This window comes from Dickeya oryzae (assembly GCF_009372235.1).
Taxonomy (GTDB): domain Bacteria; phylum Pseudomonadota; class Gammaproteobacteria; order Enterobacterales; family Enterobacteriaceae; genus Dickeya; species Dickeya oryzae.
This window is the reverse complement of record NZ_ML762921.1, coordinates 292,179-306,724: the sequence shown is the minus strand read 5'-3', so window position 1 is coordinate 306,724 and position 14,546 is coordinate 292,179. Positions and strand designations below refer to the sequence as shown.

12 protein-coding genes are annotated in these 14,546 nt (G+C 51.3%); 3 read left to right on the top strand and 9 right to left on the bottom strand.

Features of this window, described 5'->3' with window-relative positions; translation table 11 throughout:
- Positions 1-47: 47 nt before the first annotated feature.
- Positions 48-2,447, bottom strand: coding sequence for an LPS assembly protein LptD (lptD, locus tag FAZ14_RS06530; RefSeq protein ID WP_153508257.1), 2,400 nt, complete (start codon positions 2,445-2,447; stop codon positions 48-50).
- A 150-nt stretch (positions 2,448-2,597) separates the two neighbouring features.
- Between lptD and djlA the strand changes: the two genes are divergently transcribed.
- Positions 2,598-3,554 carry a co-chaperone DjlA gene (gene djlA / locus FAZ14_RS06525; protein WP_016940630.1) on the top strand — a complete coding sequence of 319 codons (957 nt, stop codon included), beginning with the start codon at positions 2,598-2,600 and terminating at the stop codon, positions 3,552-3,554.
- A 144-nt stretch (positions 3,555-3,698) separates the two neighbouring features.
- Here the strand turns inward: djlA and rluA are convergent, their stop codons facing one another.
- From rluA to FAZ14_RS06510, 3 genes are all read right to left on the bottom strand, one after another.
- Positions 3,699-4,352 carry a bifunctional tRNA pseudouridine(32) synthase/23S rRNA pseudouridine(746) synthase RluA gene (rluA, locus tag FAZ14_RS06520; RefSeq protein WP_029456240.1) on the bottom strand — a complete coding sequence of 218 codons (654 nt, stop codon included), beginning with the start codon at positions 4,350-4,352 and terminating at the stop codon, positions 3,699-3,701.
- 62 nt (positions 4,353-4,414) lie between these two features.
- The gene (gene rapA, locus FAZ14_RS06515; protein ID WP_153508256.1) at positions 4,415-7,318 is read right to left on the bottom strand and encodes an RNA polymerase-associated protein RapA; all 2,904 of its coding nucleotides are present in this window, start codon (positions 7,316-7,318) and stop codon (positions 4,415-4,417) included.
- A gap of 262 nt (positions 7,319-7,580) precedes the next feature.
- Complete coding sequence (locus FAZ14_RS06510) at positions 7,581-9,953, bottom strand: DNA polymerase II (RefSeq protein ID WP_153508255.1); 2,373 nt, start codon at positions 9,951-9,953, stop codon at positions 7,581-7,583.
- 177 nt (positions 9,954-10,130) lie between these two features.
- On the opposite strand from FAZ14_RS06510, the gene FAZ14_RS06505 reads away from it, so the two are divergent.
- Positions 10,131-10,610 (top strand): Hcp family type VI secretion system effector, encoded by a 480-nt coding sequence (locus tag FAZ14_RS06505; RefSeq protein ID WP_019843365.1) that lies wholly within the window; start codon positions 10,131-10,133, stop codon positions 10,608-10,610.
- Positions 10,611-10,677: 67 nt separating this feature from the next.
- On the opposite strand, the gene FAZ14_RS06500 is transcribed toward FAZ14_RS06505, so the two are convergent.
- From FAZ14_RS06500 to FAZ14_RS06485, 4 genes are read right to left on the bottom strand one after another with little or no spacing between them, the layout of a single operon-like run.
- Positions 10,678-11,247 (bottom strand): hypothetical protein, encoded by a 570-nt coding sequence (locus FAZ14_RS06500; protein ID WP_153508254.1) that lies wholly within the window; start codon positions 11,245-11,247, stop codon positions 10,678-10,680.
- On the bottom strand, positions 11,244-11,807 hold the full coding sequence (locus tag FAZ14_RS06495; protein ID WP_153508253.1) for a hypothetical protein: 564 nt from the start codon (positions 11,805-11,807) through the stop codon (positions 11,244-11,246). Before FAZ14_RS06495 ends, FAZ14_RS06500 begins: the two co-directional genes overlap by 4 nt.
- Positions 11,804-12,373 (bottom strand): hypothetical protein, encoded by a 570-nt coding sequence (locus FAZ14_RS06490; RefSeq protein ID WP_016940623.1) that lies wholly within the window; start codon positions 12,371-12,373, stop codon positions 11,804-11,806. Before FAZ14_RS06490 ends, FAZ14_RS06495 begins: the two co-directional genes overlap by 4 nt.
- Before the next feature lie 6 nt (positions 12,374-12,379).
- Complete coding sequence (locus FAZ14_RS06485; RefSeq protein WP_016940622.1) at positions 12,380-13,231, bottom strand: N-acetylmuramidase domain-containing protein; 852 nt, start codon at positions 13,229-13,231, stop codon at positions 12,380-12,382.
- A 190-nt stretch (positions 13,232-13,421) separates the two neighbouring features.
- Between FAZ14_RS06485 and FAZ14_RS06480 the strand changes: the two genes are divergently transcribed.
- Entirely contained in the window at positions 13,422-14,189 is a 768-nt protein-coding gene (locus FAZ14_RS06480) for a DedA family protein (RefSeq protein WP_016940621.1), read from the top strand.
- 61 nt (positions 14,190-14,250) lie between these two features.
- Here FAZ14_RS06480 and ilvN read toward each other — a convergent pair whose 3' ends face one another.
- Positions 14,251-14,544 (bottom strand): acetolactate synthase small subunit, encoded by a 294-nt coding sequence (gene ilvN, locus FAZ14_RS06475; RefSeq protein WP_016940620.1) that lies wholly within the window; start codon positions 14,542-14,544, stop codon positions 14,251-14,253.
- Positions 14,545-14,546 lie beyond the last annotated feature (2 nt).

The following is a 14,546-nucleotide window of genomic DNA, read 5'->3' as shown; positions in this document are numbered from 1 at the left end:
CCGGTTATTAGACGTTTATTGTCGCCAGAGTTCCCGGCGTTACCTCATCAGAACGCGCGCTGGTAAGGCAATATACCGTTTCTCAGCATTTTGTCCGTACCCAAATTGTAATTGCTGCTCAGGCCACGCAATTCGAAGCTGAAGCCAATCTTGCTGTCGTAGACGCTTTGATTGGTCGGGCTATTCCATTTGGTTATCTTACGTTCATAGCCCACGTTGACCGCCCAACAGCAGGTATTGTACTGCAGACCGACTAACTGGTCGGCGGGTTGATTGGCCTTGGTGTCATAGTAATAAGCACCCACGATAGCCCAGCGATCGGACAACGGCCAACTGGCAGTGGCGCCGACTTGAGAAATACCCTGCTGGAAGCCGGGGTTGGTGATGTTTGGCAGCATTGCCTGAATATATTCCGAGCTGGCGAAACGGTAATTCAACTGGAACATACGTTCACCGCCGCCACGGTATTCGAGAATAGCGTCGCCAAGGGTGACGCTTTTAAGACGTTCATCGTACTGTGCGCCGCCACGCAGACCCCAGTTGTCGGCAAATTTCCAGTAGGCGTCACCCGCCCAGCTCAGGCTGCCACGGTCATCATTCTTGTCAATACTGGAACTGGTGCCGGTGCGAGGGTGACTAAAATAATAAATCTGCCCCAGTGATACGTTGAAACGCTCTTCCAGCGCACTGTCATACAACCGCGTTGTCACCCCACTCGATACCTGATTCGCGGAAGCGATGCGATCCAGACCACTGAAGGTACGGTCACGGAATAATCCGGCGTAGTCTGCCTGCAGCAGGGTGGAGTCATAGGCGCGGATATTAGACTGATTACGGTACGGTACATATAAATACTGTACTCGTGGTTCGAGCGTCTGGGTATAGCCTTTCGCCCAGTCCATATCACGCTCAAACACCATCTTGCCGTCGGTTTTGAACTGCGGCATTACACGGTTTACGCTACTTTTTAATGGCGAGTTTGGATTACTGGCGTTATAAGCATCCAGATTTTCCTGCTGATAGTGGGTAGCCATCAGCTTGGCTTCAGTATTCAGGCTGGCCCACTGATTGGAAATCGGCATGGAAATCGTCGGCTCGAAATGCAGACGAGTTGCATCAGGCAGGCTGGGGTTAACATTGGTAAATTTTACTGCCTGACCGTAAAGGTGCAGATCGAAGGGACCGATATCATTCTGATAGTAATTCATATCGAGCTGCGGCAGCGCTCGGTAGATATCACGGGAAGCCAGATTACTGAATATCTGGTATTGACGTGTTGAGACGGTAGCATCCCAGTTTTGGTTGGCGTAGCCCAGGCTGAATTTCTGGGTGGCGTAACCGTCGGTGGTATTACCGTAAACCGAATCCAGATCGGTAAAATAATTCGGATCGCTGACCTTGGTATAGTCAGCGCTAAAGCGCCATACCTGGTCCATCACGCCGAAATGCTGCCAGTGGAACAGCCAACGGGTGTAATTATCATCAGGCGCATAACCCGATTTACCAGACAGAACATCGTTTTTGTATTGTTTATCGTCCGGCAACCAGTCAAATTCGACCAGACCGAAACCTGCTCGCGACAGATAACGGAATTCGTTCTGCCACTGCATACCACGATTGGTCTGCACATGTGGCGTGATGGTGGCGTCGTAGTTGGGCGCGATATTCCAGTAATAAGGCGTCACCAGCTCAAACCCATTATTCCTGCCGTATTTCGCGTTAGGGATCAGGAAGCCGGAACGACGCTTATTGCCAATCGGGAGTTGCATGTAAGGGCTATAGAATACCGGGACACCCGCGATGCGAAAACGGGCGTTCCAGATTTCAGCAACTTCCTCCTGCCGGTCCTGAATCACTTCCGAACCGACGACGCTCCAGCTATCATCACCTGGCAGGCAGGATGTAAATGAACCATGATCTAAGATGGTATAGCGGTTGTTTTCGCGCTGCTTCATCTTGTCGGCATCGCCGCGACCCTGACGTCCGACCATCTGGTAGTCGCCGTCTTCGACATCGGTATCCTTGGTGTTAAGGTTGGACCAGGCGCGCGGGCCTTTCAGGATGACCTGATTATCATCGTAATGCACATTACCGATAGCCGTGACAGTGCGAACCGGGTCAGCCTGGCCCGCCTGTAGTTTCTGATGTAGCTGCACCTGGTCTGCGGTCAGTACGCGGTTACCCTGCTCGACGTTAACATTGCCGGTAAATAAGGCGCTGTCGGGGTAGTTGGCCTGTGACTGATCCGCTTTGATGTGAACCGGCAACTGACTGGTGTCCCCGGTTACCAGCGGGCGATTGTATACAGGAACGCCCGACATACACTGAGAGGCGAGATCGGCCAGCGCATGCTGGCTGTACAGCGCCGACCCAATTAACGAGGCCAGCAGGGTTGGAAAACTTTTTTTCATACGCGGTATCTGGTGTTCCGTCATCAAGGGCGTCATGCCGGCAAACGGTCAGAGACTATATTAGCCACCGGCGTAGCGCCAGTGCAAAATCCCCGCCATTTTCTATGCGTTGCCGTTAGGAGCAAAGATAAATGACGGGTATGATAAAGCAATTTTTGGCCGACGGCATGGGGATTTGAGGAGTATATGCGGTATTGGGGAAAGTTGCTGGGACTGGCGTTGGGGATTGTATCCAGCGCTGGTGTCGGCGGGTTGATAATTGGGCTGCTGTTGGGTCATTTGCTTGACAGAGCTCGGGCATCCCGTCGTCGCGACTTTTTTTCCGCGCAAGCCACCCGGCAGGCGCTGTTTTGTCTGACGACCTTTCAGGCAATGGGGCATCTGGCCAAATCAAAAGGGCGGGTGACGGAGTCTGATATCCGTATCGCTACCACCATGATGGACCGGCTGGAACTGCATGGCGAGGCGCGTAATGCCGCGCAACAGGCGTTCCGTGAAGGGAAAGCCAGTCAGTTTCCGGTGCGTAATAAGCTGCGTAAGTTACGCGACGCCTGCATTGGCCGTTTTGATTTAATCAGAATGTTTCTGGAGATTCAGTTACAGGCCGCGTTTGTAGACGGCGCATTACACCCGAATGAACGGCGGCTGCTGTACGTGTTTGCTGATGAGCTGGGTGTAACCCGTGAACAGTTTGAGCTGTTCATGCGCAATATGGAGCGTGGTGCCCATCAGTCGTCAAAACAGAGCAGCAGTGGTTACCAGTCACGACAAGGCAATACCTACCAGTCGCGGCAGGGGAGCACCCATCAGTCACGGCAGAATAGTCAGCAACAATCATCAAGACAGGGCAATAAGTCTTATCAGCGGCGTAATCAGTCTTATGGTGGGCAGTCCTATGGTCAGCGGCCACCGGTATACTCGCGCGGACCGACTATCGAAAGCGCCTGTCGGACATTAGGGGTGCGTAGCACGGATGATGCTGCGACGGTGAAACGCGCTTATCGCAAGCTGATGAGCGAACACCATCCGGATAAAATGATGGGCAAAGGCCTGTCGCCGCGCATGATTGAGATAGCCAAGCGTAAAGCGCAGGATATCCAGGCTGCCTATGAGTTTTTGAAAATCAACAAGTTTTCCCGCTAACTCTTCTTCTCTTTTTGCTTTTCCCATCGTCGCGCGCCTTTCCATGATTGCCTGCTTTCATACATACATAACGATCGTTTCTAAAGCAGCACGGTTTTCAGCACCAGGACTGGGGGCCTGAACACCACGACTTGAACACCACGACTAGAAGTCAGCTTCGCAACGAAAGTGCATTGGTGTCGTAAAAACCGGATGGGTAATGGCCAGTTCCTGTGCATGCAGTAGCAGGCGGGGTGCCAGTGCTTTCGCCTCTGGGTGGGCGTAAAACCCGTCGCCCAGAATGGGGTGACCCAATGCCAGCATGTGGACACGCAACTGATGTGAGCGACCGGTGATTGGCATCAGTTTTACGCGGGTGGTGCCATCGCTATCACGAGATAAGACGATGTAGTCGGTCTGGGCGGGCTTACCTTGCTCAAAGCAGACTTTTTGTTTCGGACGGTTAGGCCAGTCGCAAATGAGCGGCAGGTCGACCAGCCCTTCATCCTGCGCCAGATGGCCCCAGACGCGGGCAACGTAAGACTTCTTCGGTTCCCGCTCGCGGAACTGGCGTTTTAGCTCCCGCTCCGCCGCTTTGGTCAGGGCAACCACCATCACGCCGCTGGTGGCCATGTCCAGACGATGGACAGACTCGGCGGTGGGAAAATCAGCCTGAATACGGGTCATGATGCTGTCTTTATGTTCTTCGGCGCGACCGGGAACGGAGAGCAGTCCACCAGGCTTGTTCACCACCATGATGTGCTGATCCTGATACAGGATGTGTAGCCAGGGCTCGCGAGGGGGGTTATAGGGTTCCATGAAGACTCCGGCATCGCGGCAAGGCAGGCCTTGCCGCGAAGTAGGTAGATAACGGATGAGGTTTACTGGTGCGCCACCATCACCAGACGGATGGCATCCAGACGCCAGTTGGCCTGTTGCAGATTCAGCAACACCTGTTCACGCTGTTCTTCCAACGCCTCAAGCTCATCGTCACGGATGTTCGGGTTGACGGCTTTGAGCGCTTCCAGTCGCTCCTGCTCGCGGCGTAACTGCGTTTCGGCGTTACGCTGCGCCTCGGCGATCAGCGCCTGTGCCTGTGCTTCTACCAATGGCTGAGCCTTCTGTAACATATCGTGCACCTCGTCTTGCACCGCATTGACCAGCTTGCTGGAAGTGTGGCGATTGACGGCGCTCAGTTGACGGTTGAAGCTCTCGAACTCCACTTGTGCTGCCAGATTGGTGCCTTTGCGGTCGAGCAGGACGCGAATCGGCGTCGGTGGCAGGAAGCGGGTCAGTTGCAGTTTCTTCGGTGCCTGTGCTTCCACGACATAGACCAGCTCTGCCAGCAGGGTGCCGACCGGCAAGGCTTTGTTTTTCAGCAGAGAGACGGCGCAACTGCCGGTGTCGCCAGACAGGATCAGATCCAGACCATTGCGGATCAGCGGATGCTCCCAACTCACGAATTGCGCATCTTCGCGCGACAGCGCCTGATCGCGATCGAACGTGATGGTACAACCATCCTGCGGCAAGCCGGGGAAGTCCGGCACCAGCATGTGGTCAGACGGTGTCAGCACGATCAGGTTATCGCTACGGTCATCCTGATGAATACCGATGATGTCGAACAGGTTGAGCGCGAAATTGACCAGATTGACGTCGTTATCCTGCTCGGCAATGGCCTGGGCCAGTGACTGTGCCCGCTCGCCGCCGTTGGAATGCATCTCCAGCAGGCGGTCACGTCCTTGCTCCAGTTGCGCTTTCAATGTGTCATGTTGCTGACGGCAGGTATGGATAAATTCATCCAGTCCGGTTTGTTCAGACGGTTTCGCCAGCAGGTTGATCAGTTGCTCGTAGTGGCTGTCATAAATTGCGCGACCCGTCGGGCAGGTATGTTCGAACGCATCCAGCCCTTCGTGATACCAGCGTACCAGCAATGCCTGAGCGGTATTTTCCAGATAAGGCACCAGAATCTGAATATCGCGGCTCTGGCCGATACGATCCAGACGACCGATACGCTGTTCCAGCAGATCTGGATTAAACGGCAGATCAAACATGATCAGATGGCTGGCAAACTGGAAGTTGCGGCCTTCGGATCCGATCTCCGAACAGATCAATACCTGAGCGCCTTCTTCTTCCGAGGCGAAATACGCGGCAGCACGGTCACGTTCGAGTATAGAGAGCCCTTCGTGGAAGACGGCGGCGCGGATAGCTTCACGGGTACGCAGCACTTGTTCGAGTTGCAACGCGGTGGCGGCCTTGGCGCAGATCACCAGTACTTTTTCATCGCGATGGCTGGTCAGAAACTCCAGCATCCATTCGACGCGCGGATCGAAGCTCCACCAGGTGGCGTTATCGTCTTCGAACTGCTGATAAATTTGCTCCGGGTAGAGCATGTCACGTGCGCAGTCTTCGGCGGATTTACGGGCATTCATAATGCCGGATACGCGAATCGCCGTCTGATACTGCGCGGGTAACGGCAGCCTGATTTGGTGCAGCTCGCGTTTCGGGAACCCTTTCACGCCCTGGCGGGTATTGCGGAACAGCACACGGCTGGTGCCGTGGCGGTCCATCAACATAGTGATCAGTTCCTGACGTGCGGCGGCGCTGTCTTCACTGTCGCTGGCGATGGATTTCAGCAGCGGTTCGATATCCTGTTCACCCAGCATCTCGCTCAGGGCGTTGCGTTCGCTATCGCTGATATTGTTGCCGCTCAGCAGCAGGGTGACCGCATCGGCGACCGGACGGTATTGTTGCTGTTCGGCGATAAATTCGTGGTAGTCGTGGAAGCGGTTCGGGTCGAGCAGGCGCAGGCGGGCGAAGTGGCTTTCCTGACCTAATTGCTCTGGCGTTGCTGTCAGCAGCAGGACGGCCGGGATAGCGCGTGCCAGTCGCTCAATCGCTTTATAGCCAGCGCTCGGCGCAGCTTCGCTCCAGGCCAGATGATGGGCTTCGTCCACCACCAGCAGATCCCAGTCGGCATCCAGCAACTGTTCGAAACGGGAAGGGTTACGACGTACAAAATCCAGCGAACAGATGATCAGTTGTTCGGTTTCAAACGGGTTGTCGCTGTCAAGACGCGCTTCGGCGTAGCGCTCGTCGTCAAACAACGAAAACAGCAGGTTGAAGCGACGCAACATTTCCACCAGCCATTGATGCTGCAGGGTTTCCGGCACCACGATCAGTACGCGCTCGGCACGGCCTGCCAGCAATTGCTGGTGGATAATCATGCCCGCTTCGATGGTTTTACCCAAACCGACTTCATCGGCCAGCAACACGCGTGGCGCATGGCGTTGGCCTACTTCGCGGGCGATGTGCAACTGGTGTGGGATCAGGCTGGCGCGCATACCGCGCAATCCACCCCAGGGTTGCAGTGCCTGCTCATGCTGGTGCAGACGGGCACGGTAACGCAGGGCGAAGCGATCCATCCGGTCAATCTGCCCGGCGAACAACCGGTCTTGCGGTTTATTGAAGGTCAGTTTGCTGTCGAGGAAGACTTCCCGCAGTTCGGCGGGCTCGTCGGTATCCAGACGCTGACCTATGTAGGTGCGCAGGCCGTTCTCATCGCGAACGTCTTCCACCTCTAGCTGCCAGCCTTCGTGACTGGTGACGGTATCGCCAGGATTGAACATGACACGGGTGATGGGCGCGTCATTTCTGGAATAGAGGCGATTTTCGCCGCTAGCCGGAAATAGCACAGTAATCATGCGGGCATCCATCGCCACTACCGTACCCAATCCTAAATCGCTTTCTGTATCGCTGATCCAGCGTTGACCAAGTGTAAAAGGCATAAATTCTAAGCTCGATACTCGTCGTTGTCGGAGAATGTCTGAACAGGAGGCTGCCGACCCCTGCGTACGGCAATACCTTACCCGCCCTGCGCGACAGTGATGCTATCGCGCACAGCCTGTGATGCGGGTATGGGGGATGCGCCCCGGATGTTATTGACCGTTGTCTAAACTGACAGACGTGGACCCACGCCTGATATTTTTGAAAGGGCGCTATGGTACTGGATGGCGGCCTGTTCGTCACCTGTCAGGCACCATCGGATTGTTAAAATAACCCCATCTGTCCGGTAATCAGTGTAGCAAAATCATCGTGAATGAAAGGCAGAATGGCATCGGCCACCGGTTGCAGTTGCTTTTCCACATAGTGATTGTAATCCAGCAGCGAGCGGCGATTCTCCAGCGGTTCCGGGCCATTGACCGTGATAACGTAGCTTATCCAGCCGCCGCTTTGGTACTGCAAAGGACGGTCATGCTGACGGTTGTACTCGTCGGCCATTCTGGCAGCGCGCACTTGCGGCGGCACATTGCGTTGATAGTCGCTCAGTTTATGGCGCAGTCGTTTGCGGTAGACCAGCAGGTCGTCATGTTCGCCTTCCAGCGTTTTAGCCACGTATTCTCGCACCCATTCCTGATACGGCTCACGGTGGAAAATACGCTGGTAAAGCTGTTGCTGGAATTGCTGTGCCAGGGGTGTCCAGTCCGAACGTACTGTTTCCAGGCCTTTGAACACCATCTGCTCACCCTGTGGCGTCATGGTCATACCGGCGTAGCGTTTTTTGCTGCCCAGTTCGGCACCACGGATAGTGGGCATCAAAAAACGGTGAAAGTGGGTCTCGTATTCCATCTCCAGCGCGCTGTTCAGCCCATGTTGCTGATGCAGGTGTTGTTGCCACCAGTCGTTGATATAAGCGACCAGCTCACGGCCGATGGCGTCTGCTTCGTCTGCGCGATGGGCGCGCTTAAGCCACACGAAGGTCGAATCCGTATCGCCATAAATCACCTGATAACCTTTGGCTTCAATCAGCGAACGGGTCTGGCGCATGATCTCATGGCCGCGCAGGGTGATCGACGACGCCAGCCGCGGATCGAAAAAGCGGCAACCGCTCGACCCCAGTACGCCATAAAATGCATTCATGATGATCTTCAGCGCCTGCGATAGCGGTTTATTGTTCTCCTGCTTGGCAAGATCACGCCCGTGCCACACCTCTTCCACGATAGCGGGCAGGCAGTGCTGGTGGCGGGAAAACCAGGCACCGCGAAAACCTTCGACGGCGTGCTGTTCATCAGGCTGCTGCAAGCCGGTGATAAGCCCGACCGGGTCAATCAGGAAGGTGCGAATGATGGAGGGATAAAGGCTTTTATAGTCCAGTACCAGCACTGAATCGTACAGACCGGGGCGGGAGTCCATCACGTAGCCGCCGGGGCTGGCTTCCGGCGGGATCTCACCCAAATTGGGGGCGACAAACCCGGCCCGATGCATACGTGGCAGGTAGAGGTGAGTAAATGCCGCCACCGAGCCGCCGCTGCGGTCTGCCGCCAGCCCGGTGACGCTCGCCCGCTCCAGTAAAAAGGCGATTAAATGGGTTTTCTCGAAGATGCGCGTCACCAGCTCGCAGTCTTTCAGGTTGTAGCGCGCCAGTGCCGGTTTGTCTTGCTGAAAACGCTGCTCGATCTCTTCCAGCCGCTGATAAGGATTGTCGCTGGCTTTCCCTTCGCCAAGCAGCGACTGGGCGACAAATTCCAGGCTGAACGAGGCAAAATTCCAGGTGGCGGATTTCAGTGCTTCGATACCATCGACGATCAATCGGCCCGGCGCGCTGGCGAAAAAATGCCCCTGTCGATAGCCATGCTCGCGCCACTCCAGCTCCTGACCGTCGCGTCCGAATCGTAGTGGAATGCGGTAACGCTCGGCGTGCTGTTGCAGCACCCGCAGGTCAAACTGCACCAGATTCCAGCCGATAATCACATCCGGATCGTAGGTGTGCAGCCACTGATTGAGTTTTTCCAGCAGCTGTGGACGGCTGGTGACGTATTCCAGCGTCAGGTCGCCAGCATCCTCTCTGTTGCCATTTTCTGGCCCCAGCATAAATACCTGACGCTGGCCGCACCCTTCCAGACCGATGCAGTAAAGCTCGCCGTGGCGGCTGGTTTCGATATCCAGCGACACGGTTTTGAGTGACGGGCGGTAGTCAGGGGCCGGTTTGAGTTTGACGTTATCAATCAGCCCGTCAGCGTTTTCTTCGCCGCTAAACCAGACTGGCGCGGTGATAAAACGCTCCATCAGAAACCGCTCCGGCGGGCGGATATCCGCTTCGTACACCGGAATTCCCGCTTCCTGTAGCTTCTTTTCCAGTCGCAACAGCTGACGATATTGCAGGCAGTAGAGCCCTAGTTGTGGCTCGTGGTGGAAGTTTTTCAGCGCCAGTGGCCGCAGTTGCCAGTGTTTTTCCCCGCTTAATAACTGGCTGATACGTGCCTGATGACGCATCGGGACAAACGCTACCGCCTGTTGCGGTGACAACCTGACCCGACAGGGGCCAGTGTCCGTCGCCAGCCAGCATTCAACCCTGATCCCGGCCGGGGTGTCTTGCCAGTGGCGGGTCAGTACAAATCCCTGACGTGGTGGGGAAAGGGTCATGGCGTATTGTCAGAGGGTCAGTGGAGTAATGGCATAAATTATGTATATGCATACAGGTTTTGTCCAGTTGCCGTACCCACACGTTGGAGCGGTCTACTTGTCGGTTAAGCATTAAATTATTATAGTGACCTCGCTACTTTTTCATATCATTCATAATATGGAATTAAAGGGAATTTAATGGCCAATATCATTTATCTGAAAATAGAAGGTAAGAATCAGGGGCTGATTTCTTCTGGGTGTGGATCGTATGATTCAATGGGAAATAAATGGCAACAAGGTCATGAAAATGAAATTTTTGTTTATGAGTTGAATAATTCAGCTGAACGTATTGATAATGTGGCATATCAGCCGGTTGAAATTAGAAAGCCCATTGATAAATCAACGCCATTATTACTCAGCGCATTAAATGAGAATGAATATTTGACCTGCACTTTCATTTTCTATCGAACCTCTGAGAATGGTGGGATGGAGCAATATTTCTCAATCAAACTGTCTGATGCAAAAGTAAAAAATATCAGAATGCACTACCCGAGTTCGATAACACATAACGAGTATCAGCCGGAAGAATTTATCTCTTTCACTTACAAGAATATGTTATGTGAGCATGTTAAGGCGGGAACCAGTGCATACTGCATTTGGGAAAGCCAGCTGTTTTAACTGGCAGTCATGTTGTTAGCCTGTCAGGCACCTAATTTTAATTCAGGTGCCTGATAATTGAATGACGTTAATCGGGTATGGAACTCTGGTTTTCTTTGAGGTATTTTCTGATTGCAGTAATGCTCTTTATTTCATCGGTGTTTTGCAGAGTCTCTACGATATTGCTTTTATCCGTAATGGTTCTTTTATCCTTGTCCAGTTCTAATAGAAAATAATTTTTTTCTGTTCTGTCATCAGGTAAACCGACAGAGTAAACAAAACCAATGAATGTTTTTCCTGCAGACTCTATCTTTCCTACTGCATCAAGGTTTTCGCATTGTGAAAATTCAAAGTCGCCATTTCCCATTGACAATACAATGTTGGAAATGGTCTTCTTGTCTGTAGACCAACTAATAAAACAAACTGGATAGTAATTTTTATAAAATCCTTTCCCAGGTATTATTGTTCCTATGTTGTTATTTTTTTCATTAACATCAAACGCTTGCTCTTCTTGTATTTTTATATCAACAATTCCTCTTTTGTTTGCATCTTCAATGGTTGTTTTCATTAATGACGCATCGTTGTTTTTCACCAGGCTAATTGCGGCGTGAGATTGCCACGAGATTGTGATGATAAATACGATTGGAATCACTCTCATTCTTTCTTCTCCTTGGCATTTTCAAGGTGTTTTCTTAATGAGGCGATGCTCTTTTTTTCACCGTTATTCTGTAGTTCGTCAACAATCGCACTCTTATCTGTTATCGTTTTTTTATCTTTATCAACCTCAATTAAAAAATAATTTTTTGCTCGTCTATCTCTTAACCCAACAGTATAAACAAAACCTATAAATGTTTTATCTCTAACATCAATTTTCCCTACTGCATCGAGGCTTAGGCAAGTTGAGTTTTCAAAGTCTCCCTGACCAATAGATGGTACAATGTTACTAATTTCTTTTTTGTCTGTTGACCAGCCAATAAAGCATAGTGGGTTGTATTTTTTGTAATATCCTTCAGCAGGGATTAGTGAACCTATATATTTACCATTTTCAATAATATCAAAAGATTGACTTTCATGTATTTTAATCTGTTCTACATCCAGTGATTGAGTTTTTACCGATAGTGATAGCAGTAGATGGCGGCTATCAGTCGGTATTAACGTAATCGATGCATGTACTTGCAGTGACATCGACAATGCTATTATCGCCAGTGTTTTCTTCATTGCGATTTCTCATCGATTTTCTTTATGTCTTTTTTTAGATCAGCTATGCTCTTTTTTTCTGAGTCATTTTGAAATTTTTCAATGAGTTGACTTTTATCTTCTATTGTTTTTTTCTCTTTGTCTAACTCAATGAGAAAGTAATTTTGAGAGTATCTGTCCCTCAATCCTACCGTGTATACAAAACCAATAAATGTTCTTCCTGCTTCATCTATTTTACCTACAGCGTCAAGTTTTGAACAAAGAGAGAGTTCAAAATATCCTTGACCTATTGATGAGACAATGTTAGATACTGTTTTTTTATCAGTGGACCAACCAATAAAGCACAGTGGGTAATAGTTTTTATAAAATCCTCTGGCGGGTATGATTGTTCCTATATATTCACCATTATCAATCAAGTCAAATTTTTGTTCATTTTGAACGCTTATATCAATAATTCCTTTTTTATTTCCTACCTTCACTATTTCATTTGATAAGTTTTTATCATTATTCTTGATTAAGTTGACTGATGCATAAAGTGGCATTGAGGCTAATAATGTTATTAGTAATAATGATATTGTTTTTTTCATTTTATATTACCTGTTAGTTAGTCTTCGATAATTATTGGCTATTTTAATATCGTAGTGCCTTTCAGTATAGGACTCACCATTATAAAGTCGTGCAAATTTTGCCCACTCTTTATGCCTTAAGGCAGAGAGTAAAGGTGGCGTGTTTTTCACATGATTAATGAAAGCGAATACCTGACCATCGATACTTTTCATTGCAGAAACGAAACTTTCAATATCATCAAATCCTGCGGTTCTGTAGTTTTCTCCCATGATCTGAAACGCTCCCCATGAGGCTGACATTAATGCCGCTCTCCGATCCAGAGTTATTGCCGTTTCAAGACGTTCATACTGCTGGCTTTCTAAACCGTAGGATGGATAACGAGAACCCGATATATGCGGATGCGATCGGTCATACCTACCTTGAGTGAGCCGTCGGAAGTAGTGCCGCTCATAGAGTATCTTGGGTTTTCCTGGGCTAAGGAACGCGCTATTTAGCGCCGTTTCCGTCATCACCACCGCTTTGATTGCCGCCACTTCGCAGTTTAATTCTCTGGCGGCATTCAGATAGAGTTCTTCGGAAACGCTGTCACCAGAATCGCTGGAAAACGAGGGTTGAGAGGTTGCCGGGCGTCGGATATGAAGATGATTTAATTTCCTCAGTGTGGGGCCATTCGGGGAAACGATGCCGTCAGGCGAATGCATTCCGACTATCTGGCGTTGAAAGTGGGTGATGGCGGTTTGTGTTCTGATACCGACAATACCATCAACGCTCAGCGTTCCATTTGAGCGGCTATTCAGTAACTGTTGAACGGTTTTGACATCTTCAACCCTGTTGACTTGCCCTTTGCCAACAGGAAAAGCAATCCTGGCTTCTTCCATCGGTAAATCCATTCACGACTTTAAAGTGTTGCTTTTATAACAACAAAATAGTGCCGCTTCAAGGAAGCGAGGTGTCGGTGGTGGTGAGTACCGTGCCAGAGGCACTTTTACTCCTTCCTGCCATACGCCAGCGGTTTCCTGCTATCATCCCGTTATCTTTGTTTATAAAAAAGCAGAAATGTAGAGAATTATGGAAGCCTGGCTGGAGCATCTGATCACTCAATCGTTGGCGTATTCGCTGACGGCGGTACTGCTGGTGGCGTTTCTGGAGTCACTGGCGTTGGTGGGGCTGCTGTTACCCGGCACAATCATGATGGCGTCACTGGGCACCTTGATTGGCAGCGGTAATATGGGGCTGTATCCCGCCTGGGGGATGGGGATCATTGGCTGTCTGCTGGGGGACTGGATTTCCTATTTCATCGGCTGGCACTTTAAAGAGAAGTTACATAACTGGTCATTCCTGCAAAAGCACCGGGCATACCTGTATCGCACCGAAAAAATGCTGCACCAGCACAGTATGGCGACCATTCTGATTGGCCGGTTTTTTGGCCCGACCCGGCCGCTGATCCCGATGGTAGCGGGGATGTTGCAGCTATCGCCCCGGCGTTTTGCACTGCCGAATATCATCGGTTGTCTTACCTGGCCTCCGGTGTATCTCCTGCCCGGTATTCTGGCCGGTGTGGCGATTGATATTCCCAAACAGGCGGACAGCGGTAGCTTTAAGTGGCTGCTGCTGGTGACGGCTGTCCTGCTGTGGTGCGCGGGCTGGTTGGTATGGCGGTGGTGGCGTGCTCCCCGTGGGAATACGGCGGAACCAACCGGTTGGCTGACACTGGCGCGCCTGCGCTGGCTGGCACCATTGACGGCAGTTATCGCGGTCATCAGTCTGTGGCAGTTGTGGCAGCACCCGTTGATGCCGGTTTACCGACACCTGTTGTGGCAAATTCTCAATGGGTAAGTTTTTAAACCGCTAAATGAGTGGAGGCGATACCCGACAGAGCGGTATCGCCTTCTGAGGGCTAGCGGTAAAACTCCGCTACCTGATCAAAGATTTTCATCTCTTCGCCGTGGCGGGTCACCTGTAATACGTCTTCGAGTTTTTCTACCTGGCTTATCATCTGCGCTAAGCGGTGATCATCTTTCACCAATAGCCAGATACGGCTTTGTTCATTGCCGGGTAGCGGCATACACATGATGCCTTCCACGTTGAACGCGCGGCGGGCGAACAGCCCGCACACATGGGACATCACGCCAGGGTGGTTGCGTACTGAGAGTTCCAGTGTGACCTGTGCAGTCGTCGATGAAGTCTGCATAA